This window comes from Streptomyces sp. Act143, from assembly GCF_003143935.1.
Classification (GTDB): Bacteria; Actinomycetota; Actinomycetes; order Streptomycetales; family Streptomycetaceae; genus Streptomyces.
This window is the reverse complement of the sequence record NZ_QFRX01000001.1, coordinates 882663-904307: the sequence shown is the minus strand read 5'-3', so window position 1 is coordinate 904307 and position 21645 is coordinate 882663. Positions and strand designations below refer to the sequence as shown.

Annotated in this window: 16 protein-coding genes; 4 read left to right on the top strand and 12 right to left on the bottom strand. The window is 72.1% G+C overall.

The genetic code is table 11. From position 1 onward, the window contains the following. Nucleotides 1-2: 2 nt before the first annotated feature. Nucleotides 3-1301 carry an MFS transporter gene (locus DI272_RS03975; RefSeq protein ID WP_109493736.1) on the top strand — a complete coding sequence of 433 codons (1299 nt, stop codon included), beginning with the start codon at nt 3-5 and terminating at the stop codon, nt 1299-1301. Between the two features lie 16 nt (nt 1302-1317). Here DI272_RS03975 and DI272_RS03970 read toward each other — a convergent pair whose 3' ends face one another. From DI272_RS03970 to DI272_RS03960, 3 genes are all read right to left on the bottom strand, one after another. Then, nucleotides 1318-1770, bottom strand: coding sequence for a cyclic nucleotide-binding domain-containing protein (locus tag DI272_RS03970; RefSeq protein WP_109493735.1), 453 nt, complete (start codon nt 1768-1770; stop codon nt 1318-1320). Nucleotides 1771-2043: 273 nt separating this feature from the next. Then, complete coding sequence (locus DI272_RS03965; RefSeq protein ID WP_109493734.1) at nt 2044-3522, bottom strand: aminotransferase class I/II-fold pyridoxal phosphate-dependent enzyme; 1479 nt, start codon at nt 3520-3522, stop codon at nt 2044-2046. A 42-nt stretch (nt 3523-3564) separates the two neighbouring features. Further along, on the bottom strand, nt 3565-3786 hold the full coding sequence (locus DI272_RS03960; RefSeq protein WP_109493733.1) for a hypothetical protein: 222 nt from the start codon (nt 3784-3786) through the stop codon (nt 3565-3567). A gap of 225 nt (nt 3787-4011) precedes the next feature. Here DI272_RS03960 and DI272_RS03955 point away from each other — a divergent pair, with 225 nt between their 5' ends. The 3 genes from DI272_RS03955 to DI272_RS03945 all read left to right on the top strand — a co-directional run bounded on the left by DI272_RS03955 (nt 4012) and on the right by DI272_RS03945 (nt 6457). Continuing rightward, on the top strand, nt 4012-4518 hold the full coding sequence (locus DI272_RS03955; RefSeq protein WP_109493732.1) for an ATP-binding protein: 507 nt from the start codon (nt 4012-4014) through the stop codon (nt 4516-4518). Nucleotides 4519-4701: 183 nt separating this feature from the next. Next, nucleotides 4702-5535, top strand: coding sequence for a SigB/SigF/SigG family RNA polymerase sigma factor (locus DI272_RS03950; RefSeq protein ID WP_109493731.1), 834 nt, complete (start codon nt 4702-4704; stop codon nt 5533-5535). A gap of 76 nt (nt 5536-5611) precedes the next feature. Beyond that, on the top strand, nt 5612-6457 hold the full coding sequence (locus DI272_RS03945) for a DUF1206 domain-containing protein (RefSeq protein ID WP_109493730.1): 846 nt from the start codon (nt 5612-5614) through the stop codon (nt 6455-6457). 137 nt (nt 6458-6594) lie between these two features. Here DI272_RS03945 and DI272_RS03940 read toward each other — a convergent pair whose 3' ends face one another. The 9 genes from DI272_RS03940 to DI272_RS03900 form a co-directional block, all read right to left on the bottom strand. Further along, entirely contained in the window at nt 6595-8859 is a 2265-nt protein-coding gene (locus tag DI272_RS03940; protein ID WP_258314457.1) for an FUSC family protein, read from the bottom strand. 71 nt (nt 8860-8930) lie between these two features. Beyond that, nucleotides 8931-10295 (bottom strand): NAD(P)/FAD-dependent oxidoreductase, encoded by a 1365-nt coding sequence (locus DI272_RS03935; protein ID WP_258314456.1) that lies wholly within the window; start codon nt 10293-10295, stop codon nt 8931-8933. Nucleotides 10296-10496: 201 nt separating this feature from the next. Beyond that, entirely contained in the window at nt 10497-10901 is a 405-nt protein-coding gene (locus DI272_RS03930; RefSeq protein WP_109493728.1) for an ATP-binding protein, read from the bottom strand. Between the two features lie 114 nt (nt 10902-11015). Continuing rightward, the gene (locus DI272_RS03925) at nt 11016-12917 is read right to left on the bottom strand and encodes a long-chain fatty acid--CoA ligase (protein WP_109493727.1); all 1902 of its coding nucleotides are present in this window, start codon (nt 12915-12917) and stop codon (nt 11016-11018) included. Nucleotides 12918-13104: 187 nt separating this feature from the next. After that, nucleotides 13105-14190: a glutamate--cysteine ligase gene (locus DI272_RS03920; protein ID WP_109493726.1), complete on the bottom strand. Its 1086-nt coding sequence runs from the start codon at nt 14188-14190 to the stop codon at nt 13105-13107. 64 nt (nt 14191-14254) lie between these two features. After that, nucleotides 14255-16456 (bottom strand): 1,4-alpha-glucan branching enzyme, encoded by a 2202-nt coding sequence (gene glgB / locus DI272_RS03915; RefSeq protein ID WP_109493725.1) that lies wholly within the window; start codon nt 16454-16456, stop codon nt 14255-14257. Between the two features lie 4 nt (nt 16457-16460). Further along, the gene (locus DI272_RS03910) at nt 16461-17897 is read right to left on the bottom strand and encodes a maltokinase (protein WP_109493724.1); all 1437 of its coding nucleotides are present in this window, start codon (nt 17895-17897) and stop codon (nt 16461-16463) included. A 28-nt stretch (nt 17898-17925) separates the two neighbouring features. After that, nucleotides 17926-19644: a maltose alpha-D-glucosyltransferase gene (gene treS / locus DI272_RS03905; RefSeq protein ID WP_109493723.1), complete on the bottom strand. Its 1719-nt coding sequence runs from the start codon at nt 19642-19644 to the stop codon at nt 17926-17928. Further along, nucleotides 19641-21620: an alpha-1,4-glucan--maltose-1-phosphate maltosyltransferase gene (locus tag DI272_RS03900; RefSeq protein ID WP_109493722.1), complete on the bottom strand. Its 1980-nt coding sequence runs from the start codon at nt 21618-21620 to the stop codon at nt 19641-19643. Before DI272_RS03900 ends, treS begins: the two co-directional genes overlap by 4 nt. Between the last annotated feature and the right edge of the window lie 25 nt (nt 21621-21645).

The window sequence follows — 21645 nt, the reverse complement described above, 5'->3', positions numbered from 1 at the left end:
CCGTGGACACCAGCGAAAGCAGCACAGAACCGCAGACGCCGGCCCCGGCCGGGGGGCCGCCGCCCCGCCGCGGCTGGCGGCGCTGGGCGATGGACACCCGCCCGCTGCGCATCCCGGCCTACCGCCGGCTGTGGTCCTCGACCGTCGTCACGGCCGTGGGCAGCCAGCTCACGGCCGTCGCCGTGCCCAAGCAGGTCTACGACATCACCGGCTCCTCGGCGTGGGTCGGCTACGCCAGCCTCGCCGGGCTGCTGCCGCTGATGGTGTTCGCGCTGTGGGGCGGCGCGATCGCCGACAGCATGGACCGCCGCAAGCTTCTCCTGGTCACCAACAGCGGCATCGCGCTCACCTCGCTGCTGTTCTGGCTCCAGGCGGCGGCCGGTCTGGGGTCGGTGGCCGCGCTGATGGTGCTGCTCGCGCTGCAACAGGCGTTCTGGGGCCTGAACGCGCCTGCCCGCAACGCCTCCATCGCCCGGCTGGTGCCCGCCGAGGAACTGACCGCGGCCAACGCCCTGGGCTCGACCGTCGCCCAGACCGGCCAGGTGGTCGGACCGCTGCTGGCGGGCGCCCTGATCCCGGTGATCGGGCTGCCCGAGCTGTATCTGATCGACGCCCTGGCGCTGTGCGTGACCGTGTGGGCGGTCTACCGGCTGCCCCCGCTGCCGCCCCTCGCGGCTCAGGCCGGGCGCCGGGCCGGCCTGCGCGAGATCGCGGAGGGGTTCCGCTACATCGCCCTGCACAAGGTGCTGCTGCTGTCGTTCCTCGCCGACTTCGTCGCGATGGTCCTCGGCATGCCCCGCGCGCTGTTCCCGCAGCTCGCCGCCGAGACCTACGCGCCGTACGGCGAAGGGCTGGCGCTCGGTCTGCTGTTCGCCGCGATCCCCATCGGCGCGGTGCTCGGCGGTCTGTTCTCCGGCACGTTCTCCCGGGCCCGCCGGCACGGCTGGATGGTCATCGGCGCGGTGGTGGCCTGGGGCGTGGCCGTCACCGGGTTCGGACTGAGCGACAGCCTGTGGCTCGCGGTCGCCTTCCTGGCCCTCGCCGGGGTGGCGGACATGGTCTCCATGGTGTTCCGCGGGGCGATCCTGCTGTCCGCGGCGACCGACGAGATGCGCGGCCGGATGCAGGGCGTCTTCACCGTCGTCGTCGCGGGCGGTCCGCGCCTCGCCGACGTCCTGCACGGCACCGCCGGCTCCGCCTTCGGGCCGCGCGCGGCCGTGGCGGGCGGCGGGCTCCTCGTCGTCGCCGTCATGCTGGTGCTGGCCGCCACGGTCCCGGCGCTGCGGCGCTACCGGGTCTGACCCCGCCGGTCGGTCCCTACAGGGCGCGGCGGCGCATCGCGTACTGCTCCATGAGCTTGCCCCGCGTCATCTCCAGCCGGTACGCGAGGATCTCGGCGACGCTGCGCACCAGGATCAGCCCCAGTGCCGGGTCCTCCTCGCACAGGCCGAGCACGGTCGCCGCGTCGAACTCGTAGGCGCGGACCGGGCTGAACGCCACCGCGCCGAAGTCCCACTGGTGCGGCGGGAACAGCCAGGACCAGCCGAGCAGGTCCCCCGAGCCGAGACTGGCCACGGTCACCCGTTGCTGCGCCGTCACCTGCTGGTCGAGGGAGACCGCGCCCGAGCGGATGACCCAGAACCGGTCGGCCGTGCCGCCCGCCTCGAAGATCCGGGTGTCCTCGGGGAAGGAGATCTCGCGGGCGAGCGTCATCAGACGCTGGCGCTGCGGCGGGGGCAGGGCGGTCAGCAGTTTCGTCGCTTTGGTCATGACGCGGGGCTCCTCGCCGGCGATTCGGTTCCGGGGCTTTCCCTACGCCCATTTCAGCCGCTGCCGCCGTCTCGGGCACCTCGGCGGCCGGCACTTCCGGCACCGGAGCCACCCGGGCATGGAAAAGCCCTGGCTGGACGGGGGAGGCCAGCCAGGGCGGTTCAGGGGTGGTGAGCGGAGGACTGTCGGCGTCAACTCCACGACCACGTATGGATGAACCGTAAACCATCTTGGGGGCTGGTGCGAAACCAGAACCGGGCCACGTGACCCGTTTCACTCCTCCTCGGCCTCCAGCACCCTGATCGTATTCAGCTCTGGGTCGCTCGGATCGGGCAGGTTCATGCCCGCCTCCTTGCCCGTGCGCAGATAGCGCAGTACGGGCTCGGTCAGCCGTTCGCCCGGCAGGACGGCCGGGATGCCGGGGGGATACGGCGTGATCATCTCGGCGGCGATCCGTCCCGCGGCCTTCTCGACCGGCACGTTCTCCGCAGGCCCGAAGAACGCGTCCCGGGGCGGCCGGGCCTGCGCCAGCCGCAGTTCGGACGGCGGCGGCACATACACCTCGGGCGCCGGACGCAGCTCCGGAGCCGCCTGCGCGAGATCCCGCAGCGCGGACAGGAGCTCCCCGGTCGTCTCCCGGTCGTCGCCGTGCGTGATCTGGGCGCCCAGCCGCCGGTGGTCGGCCAGATGCGCCTCGATGTTCCGCTCGGCCCGCAGCCAGTCCGCCGCCTGGAACCCGCTGATCCCGAGCCCGCTGAGGTCCACGATGACCTGCAGCGGATCGAAGTCGTCGGCGAGCCCCGGACCGCAGAAGTCCTCCCGGCCCTCTACGTGCAGCCCCTCGATGCGTCCGACGGCCGCCCGTAGTTCGGTCACGAGATCCAGGGCGGCGCCCATGAGGTCCTTGCCGTGCAGCATCATCTGCCGCCGCCAGCCGTCCAGCCCGGCGTACAGCAGCACCGACGGACTGGTGGTGCCCAGCAGATCCGCGCGCAGCTTCAGCACCTCGGGCGGCACCAGATCGCCCTGGAGATGGAAGACGGAACCCTGTTCCAGGCCGCTGCCCATCTTGTGGATGCTGGTCACGCAGATGTCGGCGCCCGCGTCCATCGCCCAGGACGGCAGGTCGGGATGGAACGGCAGGTGCGCGCCCCAGGCCTCGTCGACGATCAGGGGCCGCCCGCGCCGGTGGCACACCTCGGCGACGGCCCGCAGATCAGCGCTCGTCCCGTACGGCGTCGGACTGGTCACCAGCGCGCCCTTGGCGTCGGGGTGGTCGGCGAACGCCTTCTCGAAGGCCTCCGCGGACGGCGGGTGCGCGAGATGCCGCTCGGCGTCCCAGCGGGGTTCGACCCAGACCGGCTCGATGCCCGAGAGGATCAGGCCCGACACGACCGACTTGTGGGCGTCCCGGCCGATCAGCAACTGCTCGTGCGGGCCCGCCACGGACAGCATCGCCGCCTTCACCGACAAGGAACTGCCGCACGTGGTGAAGAACGTGTGGTCGGCGTGCACGGCGTCCGCCATCAGCTCCTCGGCGCGCTCCAGCACCCGGCCCCGGGTGAGCCGGTCGTCGAGACCTCCCGACGCCAGGACGTCGCCGAGGAACACCGCGTCGCCCAGCACCTCCCGCACCGCCGGGTCGGCGCCCCGCGCCTGTTTGTGGCCCGGTGGCGTGAAGGCCAGCAAGCCCTCGCGCCGGTAGGTCTCCAGCGCTTCCAGTACCGGTGCCCGCGTGTGATCCAGTGCCATGCGCTCCCGGGTTCCCGGGTGCGGCGTCGCCAATCGCGACCGTCAGTGGTCACCGGCCCTCTTGCCCGGCGTGAGGATCTCGTCCAGCACTCTGAGCACGGCCTCGTAGGCCAGCGTCCGCACGGTGGCATCCCGCGCGCCCTCCGGATCGCTCGACCGCAGGGCGTCGCCCCGGGTCCGCCACGCCCGCTCCTCCTCCAGGGCGCAGGCCCGGGCGCGCTGGATGCGCCGCAACAGCTCGTCTGAGTCCACGACATCGGTCATGCGAGCCGGGTACCCCGTCCCGGCTGCCGGATGGCCCGCGCCTTCGAGGTTTGTCGGGTCCCGGAACGGTCAGCCGAAAGAGGAGACCTGCGATGCTCACGCGGCGCGAACCACTGCGCCGCCGCCGGTCGGCCGAGGGCCGTGGCCGGCGAGGGCCCGCCGAGTGCGGTGGCCGAGGGCACGGAAGGGTCCGGCTCGTCCCAAACCGTTCAGGGAGCCCAGACCATGTGTAGGGAGCACAGGACCGAATCCGCCCCCGAAACGACGGCATCCACCGCCGATCAGGCGACAGCCGGCCGTCCGCGGCCGGCACCCGTCCCCCAGCCGTCCGCGACCGGCAGGCCGCGGCAGCACTGCCCGTGCAAGCCCGCCGAGGCGCGCCGCGCCGTGGAGCGGGCCGTGGCCGCGCGCTGCCGGGCCACCGGGACCCCTTGCGACCGGGAGTCCGTGGCCGACGCCCTGCTCGTCGCCTCCGAGCTCACCTCCAACGCGATCCTGCACGGCGGCGGCATCACCGACTTCCACGTGGACGTCGACGAGCCCGGCGTACGGGTCTCGGTCAGCGACCGCAGCGACGCGCTGCCGGTGACCGAGGAGCCCGTCGACCCGCACGGCCGGTGGCGGGTGGGCGGCCGCGGCTGGCCGATCGTCTGCCGGCTGGCGCGCGACGTCCGGGTCACCGGCCTCGCCTCCGGAGGCAAGTGCATCACCGCGCTCGTGCCGCTGTCCTGACCCGACGTCCGCCTTCCGTCGCGAAGCGGAGTTTGCTCCCCCGGCGGCAGGGCAGACGCACAGTCGTGCTTCGGACCGGAGGCGCGCCGACGGGAGCGGTAGGGCTGCTCCGGGGCCCCGGTGTCCGGGCAGCACTCCTCCCGCGGTCAAGTCCCTGAAACCATCGTTCAGGAGCGATTCCGCATGCTTATCGACAAATCGACAAGCCGTCCCGGCCTCCCCGACGCGCCGACCGCGGCCCCGCGGCGGCGCCATGACGACGCCCCCGACACCGCGACCCTCTTCGCCCGGCTCACCACCCTGGAGCCCGGCCCCGAACGGGACGCCGTCCGCGACGAACTCGTCACCGCCTGGCTCCCCATGGCCCACCGCATCGCCGGCCGGTTCCGCGAACGCGGCGAGTCGCTGGAGGACCTGCGGCAGGTCGCCGCCCTCGGCCTCGTCAAGGCCGTCGACCGCTTCGACCCCGAACGCGGCGCCTTCGAGAGCTACGCCGTCCCGACCATCACCGGCGAGGTCAAGCGGCACTTCCGGGACCGGATGTGGGCCCTGCGGGTGCCCCGCCGGGTCCAGGAACTGCGCAACAAGGTGCGGGTGGCCCGCCGCGAGCTCACCCAGACGCCGGGCACCCCCGAACCCACCCCCGCCGACCTCGCCGCCCACACCGGCCTGACCGAGGAGGAGGTCAACGCGGGCCTGGAGGCGCTGGAGAGCTACAGCGCCCTGTCCCTGGACGCCGAACTCTCCACCGGTGACGACGGATACAGCCTCGCCGACACCCTGGGAGGCTCCGACTCCTCGTACGACGTCGTGGTCGACCGCGAGTCCGTCAAGGCGGGCCTGCGCAGGCTGCCCGAGCGCGAACGCGCCATCCTCTACATGCGGTTCTTCGAGGACATGACGCAGAGCCGCATCGCCGACCAGCTCGGCATCTCGCAGATGCACGTCTCCCGTCTGATCAGCCGCAGTTGCGCCCGGGTCCGCGCCGAGGCGCTCGGCGAGCGGGTCGCGGTTTGAGCAGCGGTGTGCCGGTCGGCCGGCCTCCCGGGTGTGCCGCGTGGCGACCGGGGCATTCGGAGCACGGGAGGTCCAGATGAATCCGACTGCCATCGCCCGCGAGGGCCGTATCGGTGCCCAACGCGCTGCCCGCGGCTCCGTGACCGAGGGCGCGGCCCGCGCGGGTCTCACGGCTCGCGGTGTGATCTACCTGCTGGTCGGAGTGCTGGCGCTCCAGATCGCCTTCGGCGACGGAAAACGCCAGGCGGACCGCGGCGGCGCCCTCGCCGAACTGTCCGAGAAGCCCTTCGGGGCCGTCCTGCTGTGGGCCCTGGGCGCCGGGCTCGCCGGCATGGCGCTGTGGCGGCTTTCCGAGGCGCTGTTCGGCTCGGTCGGGCCGGAGGGCCGTACGGCGAAGAAGCGGCTGCTGGCGCTGACCCGGTTCGTCTTCTACTGCTTCGTCGCCTACTCGGTGCTGTCGTTCGCGGCCGGCGGCGGGTCGGGCGGGGGCGGCAACGGGTCGAGCGACGAGCAGTCCAAGGACGTCACCGCGAAGGCGCTGGAAATGCCCGCCGGTCAGTGGCTCGTGGCGCTGGCCGGGGCCGGGGTCGCCGTGGCGGGGGTGTGGATCGGTGCCCGGGCGGTCATGCGGGCGTACCGCGACAAGTTCAAACTCGGCGAGATGTCCCCGCGGACCCGGCGTCTGGTGGACGTGACGGGCGTCGGCGGAGGCGCGGCCCGCGGGCTGGTGTTCGCGACGGCCGGAGCCTTCGCGGTGCGGGCCGCGGTCGACTACGAACCCGACAAGGCCAAGGGCCTGGACGACACCCTCCGCTCCTTCGCCGACCTCCCGGCGGGCCCGTGGCTGCTGGCCTGCGTCGCGGCCGGCCTGGTGCTGTTCGGCCTGTTCTCCTTCGCCATGGCGCGGTGGGGGAGGGTGTGAGGCCCGCCGGGTTCGCGCGGGCGAGCGGGTGGGGCGGATGTATGCCGCCTGTCGGATGCGCGTGGGCGATCGGGCCTGCGGCCCACCGGATTCAGGCAAGTGGCCCGGCGGGGCGGAGGGCGTCAGGCGCGCCCACGTCACCCCGGCGGCCGGGCCACCGGTACCCGTAGCGGGCGGGCCAGGCCCACCACACCCTCGTCCAGCCGACCCAGGTGCCGCAGCACCCGGTCCGTGACGCGGCCGAAGCGGGGGGCGCCCGCTGCGCCGGTCTCCAGCAGCGCGGCGATGCTCGGCCCGGTACCGATTTCGTCGGCGGCGTGCTCGTCGGCGACGTGCGCGGCGAGGGCGCGGATGTTGCGCAGGATGCGCTGCCCGGCGCCGCGCAGCCGCGGGTCGGCCGCGATCGAGGGGTGCGTGGGCAGGAGTTCCGCGGTCGCGGCCAGGGCCCGCGCCTGGTACGCGCACGTCTCCAGCAGGGCCACGACATAGCGCGCGGTGTCCCGCCGGGCCCGCAGCGGGGTGACGGGATGGGTGAGCGGCTGGGTGGCGGCCCGCAGGTCGGCCAGTGCCTGATCCAGCTCGCGCGCCTGGTCCAGCAGATCGGCCGGCGGACCGCCGCTGAGCTGGTCCACGGCCGTCTCGGTGACGTCCGCGAGCCGGTCCAGCACGGCGACCAGCAGATCGTTCGTACGGCGGTCCGTCCGCACCGGCAGCACGAACGCCGCCGCCAGCACCCCGCAGGCCGCCCCGAGCGCCGTCTCCTCCACCCGCAGCACGAGCACCGAGAAGCTGTACGTGTGCAGCAGGGTGTAGAGCAGCCCCAGCGCGGCGGTCACGAAGAACGACATCAGCGTGTACGACAGCGGCGCCGAGTAGAACATCAGGAACACGCACACCAGCACCAGCGCGAACGCCGTCCAGGTGTGGTGCCCGACCAGCGCCGCCAGCCCGATGCCCGCCACCACGCCGAGCACCGTGCCGAGCAGCCGCCGGTAGCCCTTGACCAGGATCTCGCCCGTGGAGGCGGTGTTGATGAACACGATCCAGCAGGTCAGCACCGCCCAGTACCAGCGCTGGCTGGACAGCAGCTCACCGCCCGCGATGGCCAGCGACGACCCCACCGCCACCTGCACCGCCGCCCGCGTCGTCGGCCGCCGCAGCCCCGTCGGTTCCTCCTGCGCCGCCTCCTCGCCGGCGTCGATGGCCGCGTCCTCGGCGTCCAGCTCCTCCCGCGAGCGGGCCGTCGCGGGGCTGTCGTCCGACTCGTCCTGCGGCCCGTCGAGCGCGACCCGCAGCCCCAGCACCGCCCGGGCGGTCTCGCCCACGCCCCTGAAGACGTCCTGGACCGCGGGCGGGGCCACCGGGAGGTTCTCCTCGTCCCGGTAGCCGAGGAGCCGGTTGCGGACATGCGACAGCGCCGTCCCGTGCTGTGCGGACACCGGCCGCAGGACGAGCAGCCGCAGGGCCGCCAGATCCCGGCGCAGCTGGTCGATGGCCTTGTCCCGCACGGGCAGCAGCCCGCCTGAGGGCACCGGCGCACCCGGCAGATGCAGGGTCAGGGTGTCCGCCCGCTCGGCGCTGCGCGCGGTCAGCAGCAGCAACCCCAGCCGCTCGGCGGCCACCTCGGCGTCCGCCACCCGCCGCTGCACGAGCCGGGCCACGCCCTCGTCGGCGGTCCCCGCCTCCAGCCGCCCCTGGATCATCAGAGCGGTGTCGTGCAGCCGCGCGGTTCCTTCCCGGACATGCTCCAGTGCCCGCTCCACGTCCTCGGGGCCCGCGTCGAGCAGTTCGAGGTGCGCGGTCACCAACCGGGCCAGGCGGGCGCGGAAGGCGGACCGCAGCCGCTCCAGCGTCCCCGCCGGCGTCTCCGGCACCAGCGCGAACCGCACCACGGCACTGCTCAGGAAGGCGACGCCGATCGCCCCGTACAGCGACGGCAGTCCGGGCACCGTCGCGCCGACGAACAGCGACAGGAAGTACACCTGGAAGCCGATCAGCCCGAGCGCGGTGCCACGGTCGCCGAACCGCCGCCCGTAGACCGCGCAGAAGATCAGCGCGACGAAGAACAGGTCACCGGCGACCACCTGGTCCGCCAGCAGCGCCCCCAGCGTCACGGCGGTCAGCGCCACCGGCAGCCCGAGCCCGAGCGTCACCGCCTGCCCGGAGCGCTCCTTGTCGCGGACCGCGAAGGTGGCGACCATCGCCGCGATCGCCCCCGCCACCAGATGCCGCACGTCCGTGCGGAACGGGGCCAGGACTGCCAGCGTCAGGGCGATGGCCCCCACCGTCCGCAGCCCGGCCGTCAGCCGGAGCAGCCCGGGATCGGACGCCGCCACGAGATCCCGCAGCCGCGCCCGCCCGGACCCCGTCACGACGCGGTACCGGAATCGTTCCGACGGCACCCGACGCCCCGCCCCTTCCGCCTCACCCGAGCCGCCACTCTTTCCCCGCCACCCGTGCCACCGGACAGGCCCTAGTCCTGCCGTTCCGTGCCGTCCACATGGGCGCGCACCTGTTCCGGGCTGAGGTACGCGTTCGTGTACTCGAAGTCCTTCAGCTTCGCCGCCCGGCGGGCCTGGAACCCCGTGCGGACGAAATCGTCGCCCGCGATCGCGTTGAGCGTCCAGTTCGTCGCCACCCGCACCTTGGCCACATTGGTGCGCAGCGCCGCCCAGTGGTAGCCGCGGGCCGCGAACTGGGCAGGCAGCCCCGTCAGCTCGATGCCCAGCGGCTTGGACACGGCGTCCGTGCCGCCGAGATCCACGACCAGACCGAGGTCCTTGTGGGTGTACGGGGTCGTCGCCCCGCCCCGCAGCGTGGCGATGACGTTGTCCGCGACGTGCTTGCCCTGGCGCATCGCGTGCTGCGCGGTGGGCGGGCAGATCGCGCCCTCCTCGCCCTTGGCCTCGTCCGGCACCGCGGCGGAGTCACCGAGGGCGAAGACGCCGTCCTGGCCCCGCATCCTCATGTCCGCGCCCACCACGAGCCGCCCCCGTACCGTCTCGGCGCCCAGCGTCGCGATGAGCGGGCTCGCCACCACCCCGGCCGTCCAGATCAGGGTGCGTGTCGGGATGACACGGCCGTCGGTGAAGGTGACCTCCTCCGGGCCCGCCTTGGCGACGGACGTGCCGAGGGAGATGTCGATCCCGCGCTTGGCAAGGATGTTCTGCGCGGTGCTGCCCAGCTTGTCGCCCAGTTCGGGCATCAGCTTCGGGGCGATGTCGATCAGATGCCACTTGATGAGCGCCGGGTCGATGCGCGGGTAGCGCTTGACGGCGGCGTGGGTGAGCTTCTGCAGACAGGCCGCGGTCTCGGTGCCCGCGTAGCCGCCGCCGACGACCACGAACTGCAGCCGCGCCGCGCGTTCCGCCTCGTCGTGGCTGGCGTCGGCGAGGTCGAGCTGCGAGATGACGTGGTCGCGGATGTAGGCGGCCTCGGCCAGCGTCTTCATGCCGAACGCGTGGTCCGTCAGGCCGGGGATGTCGAAGGTGCGGGTCACACTGCCCGGGGCCAGCACGATGTAGTCGTACCGCTCGTCGACGATCTCGTCGGTGATGGTGCGGATCACGCACACCTTCGCCTTGAGATCCACGCCGATGGCGCCGCCCGGGATGATCCGGGTGCGGTACTTCTTGCTCCGCCGCAGCGACACGGCGATCGACTGGGGCGTCAGCACCCCGGAGGCGACCTGCGGGAGCAGCGGAAGGTAGAGCTGATAGGCGAACGGCGTCACGAGCGTGACGTCGGCCTCGTCCGCGCCGAGTTTGCGTTCCAGCCGGCGTACGCACTCCACGCCGGCGAAACCTGCGCCAACCACCAGGATCCTGGGTCGTGTCACGGTCTTTCTTCCCTTCTGCGGCTCCGGCGGTCCGAGTCGAACGTCGTTCGTCTGCCCTGGATCGCTGCTGCCCACCCCTCCGATCCCACCGTGCCCTGAGCCGTTCCGCCAGCCGGGTGCGGCAGGCAGACGAACGCGTCGTGCACCACCTTGCCCGCACGGGTGCGCGAGTGCACGGGATGCACGTGAAAGTCGTGTGACTCACCAGGGCAGAAACACGTGCACGTCCTTGCCGCGTGCCTCCGTCACCACGCTCACCTGCTCGCACAGGGCGTGGATCAGATGCCAGCCGACGCCGCCACCGCCAGTGCGCGGGTGGAAGGGCCGCGGGGCCGGCGGGGTGGGATTGGAGTCGTGCAGCGTCACATGCACCCCGTCGAAGGTCCGCCGCATGGTCAGGGAGAAGTCCCCGGGCGCGTACTGCACGGCGTTGGCGGCCAGCTCGGTGACGACCAGCAGGATGTCGTGCCAGTACTCGGGCGCGCCGGGCGGGCGGACGTCGGCGAGGGCGCCCAGGAAGTCCTCCGCGGCCAGCCGCGCCCCCGTCACGCTCTGCGGCTCGCCCGCGAAGCTCGTGGTGCGGCTCGGGATCTCCACGGAGGCCACTGTCGTCCCTACGAGTTCATCGGCTGTTTCTTTCGTCCAGCGTCCGTCGACGTCGGTGGTTGTGCGAGTTCCCGGGCGTGCCGAGGTCAATCGCGCCCCACCGGGGAGTCCCCGTCACCGGAACACGTTGTCCGAGTCGTCCCAGCCCGCGGGCTCCTCGGGCACCCGCTGCCGCGTGCCGTGCGAGCGCGCCTGGTACATCGCGTCGATCTCGAACGCGTAGTGCTCGACGATCGCGTCCCGGCGCAGTTTCATCGACGGGGTGAGCAGCGCGCTGGTGCGGTCGAAGGGTTCCGGCAGCACCCGGAAGACGCGGATGGACTCCGAACGGGACACGGCGCTGTTCGCCGCGGCCACCGCCCGCCCGATCTCCTCCCGCAGCGCGTTCTCCTCCCGTGCCTCGCGGCTCGGCGCGTCCCCCGGCAGCGCGAGGGCGCCGCGCCAGTGGGTCAGGAAGTCCGGGTCCAGCGTGATCAGGGCCCCGATGCAGGGCCGGTTGTCGCCCACCAGGACCGCCTGGTGGATGAGCGGGTGCATCCGCAGCCGCTGCTCCAGGAAGGCCGGGACGACACTCTTGCCGCCGCTGGTGATGACGACGTCCTTCTTGCGGCCGGTGATCGTCAGATAGCCCTCGGGGTCGAGGTACCCCAAATCTCCCGTGGCCAGCCAGCCGCCGCGCAGCGCCGCCCGGGTGGCGGCCTCGTCGTTGACGTAGCCCTGGAACACCGAGGGGCCGCGCACCAGGATCTCCCCGTCGTCGGCCACCCGGACGTCGGTGCCCGGCAGGGGCTGACCGACGGTGCCCGACTTCTCCCGGCCCACGGGCTGTGCCGTGATGCCGCCGCTGGTCTCGGTCAGCCCGTAGGCGTCGTTCACGTAGAGGCCGATGCCTTCGTAGAACAGGCACAGTTCGCGGCCCAGCGGCGACCCGCCCGAGGCCGCGCGGAGCACCCGGCCGCCCAGCGCGGCCCGCAGCCTGCGGTACACCGTCCGTTCGTACAGCGCGTGCTGGAGCCGCAGGTCCAGGCCGGGCCCCGGGCCGAGGCCCAGCCGGTGGCGTTCGACGGCCGCCGCGAAGTCCCGTGCCGTCTCCGCGGCCCGCTCGAACAGGGCGCCGCGGCCCGCCTGCTGGGCCATCCGCAGGAAGTTCTTGTAGATCTTCTCGAAGAGCGACGGCACACCGCAGAAGTACGTGGGCCGGAACGACAACAGGGACGCCGACAGCGTCTCCGGGCTCAGGTCCGGCTCGTGGCCCATCAGCAGCCCGCCGCGGATGCACAGGCTCTGCACCAGCAGGCCGTACACATGGGAGAACGGCAGGAAGGCCAGGACGCTGCCCTGACCGCCGGGCGGCACCACCGTGTGCCCCCAGCCCTCCAGCAGGACGTCGCAGGCGCTCGCCAGGCCCCGGTGGCTCACCGCACAGCCCTGCGGCCGGCCGGAGGTGCCGGAGGTGTAGACGATCGCCGCGGTGGAGTCCGGCAGCACGATGCGGCGCAGCGACTCCACCGTCGTGAACGGAATCAACTCGCCCCGTTCCACGAGCTGTTCCCACGCCCCCGCGTCCAACTGCCAGACGTGGCGCAGCTGAGGCAGCGAGGCGCACACCGACCCCACGGTCATCACGCTCTGTTCGTCCTCGACGACCACACCCACACAGCCCGCGTCCCGGAGGATGCACTCCACCTGATCGCGCGACGACGTCGGATAGATCGGCACCACTTCGGCGCCCACCGCCCACAGCGCATGGCTGAGCACCGTCCACTCGTAACGGGTGCGCGCCATGATCGCCACCCGGTGGCCCGGCGCGATCCCCGAGGCCACCAGGCCCTTGGCCAGATCGACCACCTCGTCCCGCACCTCCACGGCGGTCACCTCCTCCCACGGGGCGGAGGGACCGGAGCGGCGCGCGAGCATCGGAAGGGTGGGATTGCGGTCCGCCGTCGTGAAGACGCTGTCGGCGAGCCCGCCGGTCAGCGGGGAGAGGGACGGGGGAGCGAGGGCGACGTCGCGCATGCGCTGCTCCTGATGTGTACGGGGTGTGACTCCACCGACGAGACCCGTTATCGGCGGTGCCTGAATCTAGCCCAGGCGAGAGCGGTGAGTGTCCGGATTCGACAAGGAGCGCCGGTTTGTTGATCTCGCCGTGATCGGGGCCCCGCGAAAGGAGTGCCAGCGGGCCCGGCCGCCCGGCGCCCCGCTCCTACGCCTGCGTGCGGCGCGCGCACTCCCTGACGACCTCCCGCAGACTCCCGGTCCGCTCCATCAGCTCCCGCTGCACCCGCGCCCCGTTGCCGCACCGCAGCAGCTCCGCACAGGCCTCCCGCGCACAGTCGAGGTCACCGGTCTCGGCCAGAGCCTCGCCGACATGGTCCAGCAGGGCCCGTACGACGGCCTCCGCGGGCAGCCGGCGCATGGTCGCCGGGTGCAGCAGTTCCTCGGTCAGCCCGGACCGGGCGGCCCGCCAGGCGGCCAGTCGCAGCAGGCTCACGCTGTGCGGCAGCGGCTCCTGCCCCGCCCGCCACTCGCGGGCCGCCGTCTCCACCAGGCCGCGGGCGAGGGTCGCGATCAGGACGGCGGTCGACGCCCGCAGACACACGTCCGCCACCCGGATCTCCACCGTCGGATACCGCTGGGACAGCCGCGCGTCGAAGTAGACCATCGCCTCGTCGAGGAGCACCCCGGTCGCGACCATGTCCGCGACCCGCCGGTGATAGCGCTCCGCCGACCCGAACACCTCGGTCGGCCCGGCCGACGGCCAGCGCTGCCACACCCGGCTGCGATAACTGCTGTACCGGGTGTCCCCGCCCTGCCAGAAGGGCGAGTTGGCGCTTATGGCGGACAGCACGGACAGCCACGGCCGGATCCGGTCGATCACCGCGACGCCCTCGGCGTCGGACTCCACGGAGACATGCACGTGACAGCCGAGGACCAGGTCCCGGCTGGTGATCCCGTACTGCTCCGCCATCCACTGGTAGCGGCGCCCCACCCCTATGGAGGGACTGACGGGCAGCGGCGACGTCGCCAGCGCCGCCACCGTGCAGCCGATCCCCTCGGCGAGCCGCGCCGCCTCCTTGCGGCACCGGACGATCTCCGCACCGAGGTCCGCCATCCCCGACTGCGGGTGCGTGGCGAACTCCAGCATCTCGGTGTGCAGTTCCTTCTCGAAGACCTCACCGTCCACGTCGTCCAGCGCGGCACGCGCGAGCACGGCCGCGGACAGAGCGCGTGGCTCGCCGGTCTCCGGGTCGACCAGGAGGAGTTCCTCCTCCACTCCGACGGTGCGCACGTGGGGCCGCCCTTCTGCCGCGACGACGGGGTCCGTACGCCCCGACTGCCCACGCGGCGGCCAATCACACAGGCGTCAGCCACACCGTGGCGAGCGGTGGCAACGTGAGCGGGAGGAGACCGTCCTCCGGTTTGACCGGATCGGAGGTGCCGACCCCGCTGCCGCCGTAGCGCCCGGCGTCGGTGTTCAGGACCTCCTGCCAGGCGGGGACGTCACCGGGGACGCCGAGGCGGTAGTCGTGGCGGACCACGGGGGAGAAGTTGGTGACCGACAGCAGCGGGCCGCCCTCGGCGTCGTGGCGCAGGAACGCGAAGACGTTGTCGTCCGCCGCGTCGCCGAGGACCCACTGGAAGCCGTCGGGGGTGGTGTCGCACTGCCACAGCGCCGGGGTGTGGCGGTAGACGGTGTTGAGGTCGCGGACCAGGTCCTGGACGCCCCGGTGATCGGCTTCGGCACCGTAGGCCGGGTCCAGCAGCCACCAGTCGGGGCCGTGGGCCTCGGACCACTCCGCGCCCTGGGCGAACTCCTGTCCCATGAAGAGGAGTTGCTTGCCGGGGTGGGCCCACATGAAGCCGAGGTAGGCCCGGTGGGTGGCGCGCTGCTGCCACCAGTCGCCCGGCATCTTCGACACCAGGGACCGCTTGCCGTGCACCACCTCGTCGTGCGAGATGGGCAGCACGTAGTTCTCGCTGTACGCGTACACCATCGAGAAGGTCATCTCGTGGTGGTGGTACCTGCGGTGCACCGGCTCGTGCTGGACATAGCCCAGCGAGTCGTGCATCCAGCCCATGTTCCACTTCAGCCCGAACCCCAGCCCGCCGCTCTCGGTCGGCCGGGTCACCCCGTCCCAGGCGGTGGACTCCTCGGCGATCGTCATGACACCGGGCACCCGCCGGTACACGGTCGCGTTCATCTCCTGGAGGAACGCCATCGCGTCCAGGTCCTCACGCCCGCCGAACACATTGGGCGTCCACTGGCCGGAGTCCCGGGAGTAGTCGAGGTAGAGCATCGAGGCCACCGCGTCCACCCGCAGCCCGTCGATGTGGAACTCCTCGCACCAGTACACGGCGTTGGCGACGAGGAAGTTGCGCACCTCGACCCGCCCGTAGTCGAACTCGTACGTCCCCCAGTCCGGATGCTCCGCCCGCCGCCAGTCCCCGGGCTCGTACAGCGGCTCCCCGTCGAACCGGCCCAACGCCCAGTCGTCCTTGGGGAAATGAGCGGGCACCCAGTCCATGATCACGCCGAGGCCCGCCCGGTGCAGGGCGTCGACCAGGTACTTGAAGTCGTCCGGCGAGCCGAGCCGGGCCGTCGGCGCATAGAAGCCGGTCACCTGGTAGCCCCACGAACCGCTGAAGGGGTGCTGGGCGACCGGCATCAACTCGACATGGGTGAAGCCGAGATCCTTGACGTACGCCGGGAGCTCCTCGGCGAGTTGACGGTACGTCAGCCCCGGTCGCCAGGACGGCAGATGGACCTCGTACACGGAGAACGGCGCCTCGTGCACGGGAACGTCGCCCCGATGGGCCATCCACTCGGCGTCGCCCCACTCGTAGTGCGACACGCTCACGATCGACGCGGTGTCCGGAGGGATCTCGGCTTGACGGGCCATCGGGTCCGCCTTGAGGAAGCGATGGCCCGACCGGGAGGTGATCTCGAACTTGTACCGCGTGCCCTCGCCGATCCCCGGCAGGAACAGCTCCCACACCCCGGACGCACCGAGCGAGCGCATCGGGAAGGCGGTGCCGTCCCAGCAGGTGAAGTCCCCGGCGACCCGCACCCCCTGCGCGTTGGGCGCCCACACCGTGAAGCGGGTGCCGGTGACGCCCTGGTGGGTCATGGGCTGCGCACCGAGCGCCGTCCAGAGCTCCTCGTGCCGGCCCTCACGGATGAGATGCAGGTCGGTGTCGCCGAGGGCGGGCAGGAAGCGGTACGGGTCGTGGACCTCGTGCTCACCGTCCTCGTACACCACCAGCAGGGTGTACGAGGGGATCGCGGCCAGGGGCAGGACGCCGGCGAAGAGTCCGTCGCCCTCCGAGACGAGCCGGCTGCGCTCCCCGTCGACGACCACGCTCACGGCCCGCGCGAACGGGCGCAGCGCCCGGAAGGCGATCCCGCCGGGCACCGGATGGGCGCCCAGCAGGGCGTGCGGGTTGTGGTGGGCGCCCGCCAGCAGACGGGCCCGGTCGCCAGGGTCCAGGGCGGGTGCGGCACGGCAGGGGACCGGGCCGCCCGCCTCGGGGGGTGAGGTGTCACGCAGAGCCATGGCTTCAGCCTCCCCTTACGGCGAGTCGTTCGATCGCCGCCATGGGCACCGGCAGCCAGTCGGGGCGATGCCGGGCCTCGTACAGGACTTCGTACACGGCTCTGTCCGTCTCGTAGGCGCGCAGCAGTCCGTGCTTCTTGCGGGGGTCCCAGCCGGCCCGGGCGGCGTAGCCGGCGCAGAAGGCCTCCCGGCAGCGGCGCGCCCACTCCGGACGCCAGGGGCGGCGCTGCCGGGCGGCGTAGTCGAAGGAGCGCAGCATGCCGGCGATGTCCCGGACCGGGGAATGCGTGCTGCGGCGCTCGGCGAGCGGGCGGGACGGCTCGCCCTCGAAGTCGATGACGAACCACTCGCGCCCGGCCCGCAGCACCTGGCCCAGGTGCAGATCGCCGTGGATGCGCTGGGCCGGCGGCCCGGGATCGCAGGTCTCCAGGGCGGCGAAGGCCGTCCGCAGATGCGGTACGAAGGGCTGGAGGGCCGGGACGCAGTGCGCGGCGGAGGCCAATCGCTCGGTCATCGCCGCCGCCGTGCGGCTGTTCTGGGCGGTACCGGGGTCCCCGGGAACGCCGGCGGGCGTCGAGCCGTTCTGCCGGCCGGCCGTCGGGCCGCCCGGCGCGGCGGCCCCGGCCGGGAACGCGGCGGCCAGCGCGAGATGGACGTCCGCCGTGGCCCGGCCCAGCTCATGGGCCTCGGCTGTGAAGTCCTCGCCGCGGGCCAGCGCCGCCAGGGCCAGGGCCCAGCCGTCGGAGGCGTTCGGCAGGAACGGCTGGAGCACACCGAGCGTGGCCTGGTGTGGATGCGTCGTCCGGAACCAGGCCACGGGCGCCGGCACCCGCCCGCATCCCTGCCCGGCCAGCGCGCCCGGCACCTCCAGGTCGGGGTTGACGCCCGGCTGGATGCGCCGGAAGACCTTGAGGATGAACGCGTCGCCGTACACCAGCGAGGAGTTCGACTGCTCGGCGTCCAGCACCCGCGGCACGAGCCCGGTCGGCACCGGCACCGACGGGTCGGCCTCGAAGCGCAGCGGGCCCGCCGCGCCCGGGTGCCGCAGCCGGTCCAGGAGCAGCTGTGCCGACCGGGGGTCCTGGAGCGCGTCGAACACCGTCAGCCCGGCCAGCGGCCCGGTCTCCGCCCGTCCGATCAACGCCCGGCCCAGCCGTGGCGACAGGTGCTGCCGTACGCCGAGCAGCAGCTGGTAGCAGTCCCCGGACGCGGTCGTGGTGCCGCCGGGGGCGGGGACGGCCGCGGGTCCGGCGTGGACCAGCAGATGCAGACAGCCCGGGAACAACTCCGTCAGGGACAGCAGTGCCAGGTCCGTGACGGGCCGGTCCTTGCCCGCGAACCAGCGCTGCCGGGGCAGCCAGTCGCGCAGCAGCCCGGCCAGCGAGGCCATGGGCCCCGTGACGGCCGTGCCGATCGGGCTCGGGATGGCGGTCTTCGGCATGGTGAGGCGTCCTTTCGTGGGCACACGCTCAAAGTCGTCGACCGATGCGGGATGCGACTCGGGAGAGCCGGAACCAGTAGAAGCCATGTCCCGCCAGCGTCAGCAAGTACGGCAGTTCGCCGATGGCCGGGAATCGCACCCCGCCGAACAGCTCCACGGGGTGGCGGCCGTCGAACTCACGCAGATCGAGTTCGGTCGGCTGGGCGAAGCGGGAGAAGTTGTGCACGCACAGCACGAGGTCGTCCTCGTACTCGCGCAGGAAGGCCAGGACGGCGGGGTTGGAGGACGGGAGTTCCGTGAAGGTGCCGAGTCCGAACGCCGGGTTCTGCTTGCGGATCTCGATCATGCGGCGGGTCCAGTGCAGCAGCGACGAGGGCGACGACATCGACGCCTCGACGTTGGTGACCTGATGGCCGTAGACCGGGTCCATGATGGTCGGCAGGAACAGCCGTCCGGGGTCGGCGGTGGAGAAGCCGGCGTTGCGGTCGGGTGTCCACTGCATCGGGGTGCGGACGGCGTCGCGGTCGCCGAGCCAGATGTTGTCGCCCATGCCGATCTCGTCGCCGTAGTAGAGGATCGGCGAGCCGGGCAGCGACAGCAGCAGGGCGGTGAACAGCTCGATCTGGTTGCGGTCGTTGTCGAGGAGGGGGGCGAGGCGGCGGCGGATGCCGATGTTGGCGCGCATCCGTGGGTCCTTGGCGTACTCGGCCCACATGTAGTCGCGTTCCTCGTCGGTGACCATCTCCAGCGTCAGCTCGTCGTGGTTGCGCAGGAAGATGCCCCACTGGCAGTTCTGCGGGATGGCCGGGGTCTTGGCGAGGATCTCCGAGACCGGGTAGCGGGACTCCCGGCGGACGGCCATGAAGATGCGGGGCATGACGGGGAAGTGGAAGGCCATGTGGCATTCGTCGCCGCCGGACCGGTAGTCGCCGAAGTAGTCGACGACGTCCTCGGGCCACTGGTTCGCCTCCGCCAGCAGCACCGTGTCCGGGTACATGAGGTCGATCTCGCGGCGCACGCGCTTCAGGAACTCATGGGTGGGGGGCAGGTTCTCGCAGTTGGTGCCCTCGGCCGCGTACAGATAGGGGACGGCGTCCAGGCGGAAGCCGTCGATGCCCAGGTCCAGCCAGAACCGCAGGGCCGCCAGGATCTCTTCCTGGACCGCCGGGTTCTCGTAGTTGAGGTCGGGCTGGTGGGAGAAGAACCGGTGGAAGAAGTACTGCTGCCGGACCGGGTCGAAGGTCCAGTTGGAGGCCTCGGTGTCGACGAAGATGATCCGGGCGTCGGCGTACTGCTTGTCGTCGTCGGCCCACATGTAGTAGTCGCCGTACGGGCCTTCGGGGTTGGCACGCGATTCCTGGAACCACGGGTGCTGGTCGCTGGTGTGGTTCATGACGAAGTCGATGATGACGCGCATGCCGCGCTGGTGGGCGGCGTCGACGAACTCCACGAAGTCGGCGAGGTCGCCGAACTCGGGCAGCACGGCGGTGTAGTCGGAGACGTCGTAACCGCCGTCGCGCAGCGGTGACTTGAAGAAGGGCGGCAGCCAGAGGCAGTCGACGCCCAGCCATTGCAGGTAGTCGAGCTTGGCGGTCAGGCCCTTGAGGTCGCCGACGCCGTCGCCGTTGCTGTCCTGGAAGGAGCGGACCAGCACCTCGTAGAAGACGGCGCGCTTGAACCAGTCGGGGTCCCGGTCCTTGGCCGGGGTGTCCTCGAAGGTGTCGTGAACGGGCTCGTTGACAGTCATGACGCGCTTGACCCTCCGATGTGCGCTGTCGATGGCCGGACGTGGAGCACGTGCGCGGGAGCCCGACCGGGTTCCAGGCGCACATAGTTGCTCCTGCCCCACTGGTAGGTCTCACCCGTCAGTTCGTCGTGCACCGCCATGGACGCGCCTCCGTCCAGGCCGAGTTGTGGCATGTCCAACGAGACCGTGGCCTCCTGGGTGTGGTGCGGGTCGAGGTTGGCGACCACCAGAACCGTGTCCGCGCCGCTGCGCTTGCTGTACGCGATCACGGCGTCGTTGTCGGTGGTGTGGAAGCGGATGTTCCTGAGGCGGCGGAGCGCGGGGTGGCGGCGCCTGACCTCGTTGAGCCTGGTGATGAGGGGGGCGATGGTGTCGGCGGTGTCCCAGTCGCGGGGCCGGAGCTGGTACTTCTCCGAGTGCAGGTACTCCTCGCTGCCCTCGCGTACCGGGGTGTTCTCGCACAGCTCGTAGCCCGAGTAGATGCCCCAGGTGGGGGAGAGGGTGGCGGCCAGCACGGCGCGGATCTCGAAGGCGGGCCGGCCGCCGTGCTGGAGGTAGGCGTGCAGGATGTCGGGGGTGTTGGCGAAGAAGTTGGGCCGCATGTAGGAGGCCGCCTCGCCGGACAGCTCGGTCAGGTACTCGGTGAGTTCCTGCTTGGTGTTGCGCCAGGTGAAGTAGGTGTAGGACTGCTGGAAGCCGATCTGGGCGAGGGTGTGCATCATCGCCGGGCGGGTGAACGCCTCCGCCAGGAAGATCACGTCCGGGTCGGTGGCGTTGATGTCCGCGAGCACCCGCTGCCAGAAGACCACCGGCTTGGTGTGCGGGTTGTCCACCCGGAAGATCCGCACCCCGTGGTCCATCCAGTGCCGCAGCACCCGCTCGGTCTCCGCGACCAGGCCGTCCAGGTCGGCGTCGAAGGCGATGGGGTAGATGTCCTGGTACTTCTTCGGCGGGTTCTCCGCGTAGGCGATGGTGCCGTCGGGGCGGTGGTGGAACCACTCCGGGTGCTTGTGCACCCAGGGATGGTCCGGCGAGCACTGCAGGGCGAAGTCCAGCGCCACTTCCAGGCCGTGCCGGGCGGCCTCGGCGACGAAGAAGTCGAAGTCCTCCAGCGTGCCCAGATCCGGATGGACCGCGTCGTGGCCGCCCTCGGGCGAGCCGATCGCCCAGGGCACCCCCACATCGTCCGGCCCGGCCGACAGGGTGTTGTTCGCGCCCTTGCGGAAGGTGGTGCCGATGGGGTGGATCGGCGGCAGGTAGACGACGTCGAAGCCCATGCCGGCGATCGCCGGCAGGCGGCGGGCCGCGGTGCGGAAGGTGCCGTGCGGGCGCTGCGGGGTGCCCTCGGAGCGGGGGAAGAACTCGTACCACGCGCCGTACAGGGCGCGTTCGCGTTCCACCAGCAGCGGCAGCGGCTCGGAGGCGGTGACGAACTCCCGCAGCGGATAGGCCGCCAGCACCGCGTCCACCCGCGGCGTCAACGCCGCCGCCAACCGGGCCGAGACGGTCAGGGAGTCGTCGCGCAGGGCGTCCGCCGCGGCCTGCACCAGTGCCCGGTCCGAGGGCTCGGGCACGCCGGTCGCCGCCCGCTGGTAGAGCTCGCCGCCCTCCTCCAGAACCAGACCGACGTCGATGCCGGCGGGGATCTTGATGCGGGCGTGGTGGCGCCAGGTGGTGATCGGGTCGCCCCAGGCCTCGACGTGGAACGTCCAGCGGCCCACCGAGCCGGGAGTGACCTCGGCGCCCCAGCGGTCGGTGCCGGGGGCGAGTTCACGCATCGGCGTCCAGGGGCCGGGCCGGCCCTCGGGGTCGGTGAGGACGACGTTCGCGGCGACCGCGTCATGGCCCTCACGGAACACCGTGGCGGTGACCTCGAAGGTTTCTCCCTCGACCGCCTTGGCCGGGCTCCGGCCGCCGTCGACAACCGGGCGGACGTCCCGCACCGGGATGCGGCCGATGGTCTCGCTCGCACTCATGGATCTCGCCTCCGCCGTGCCGAGG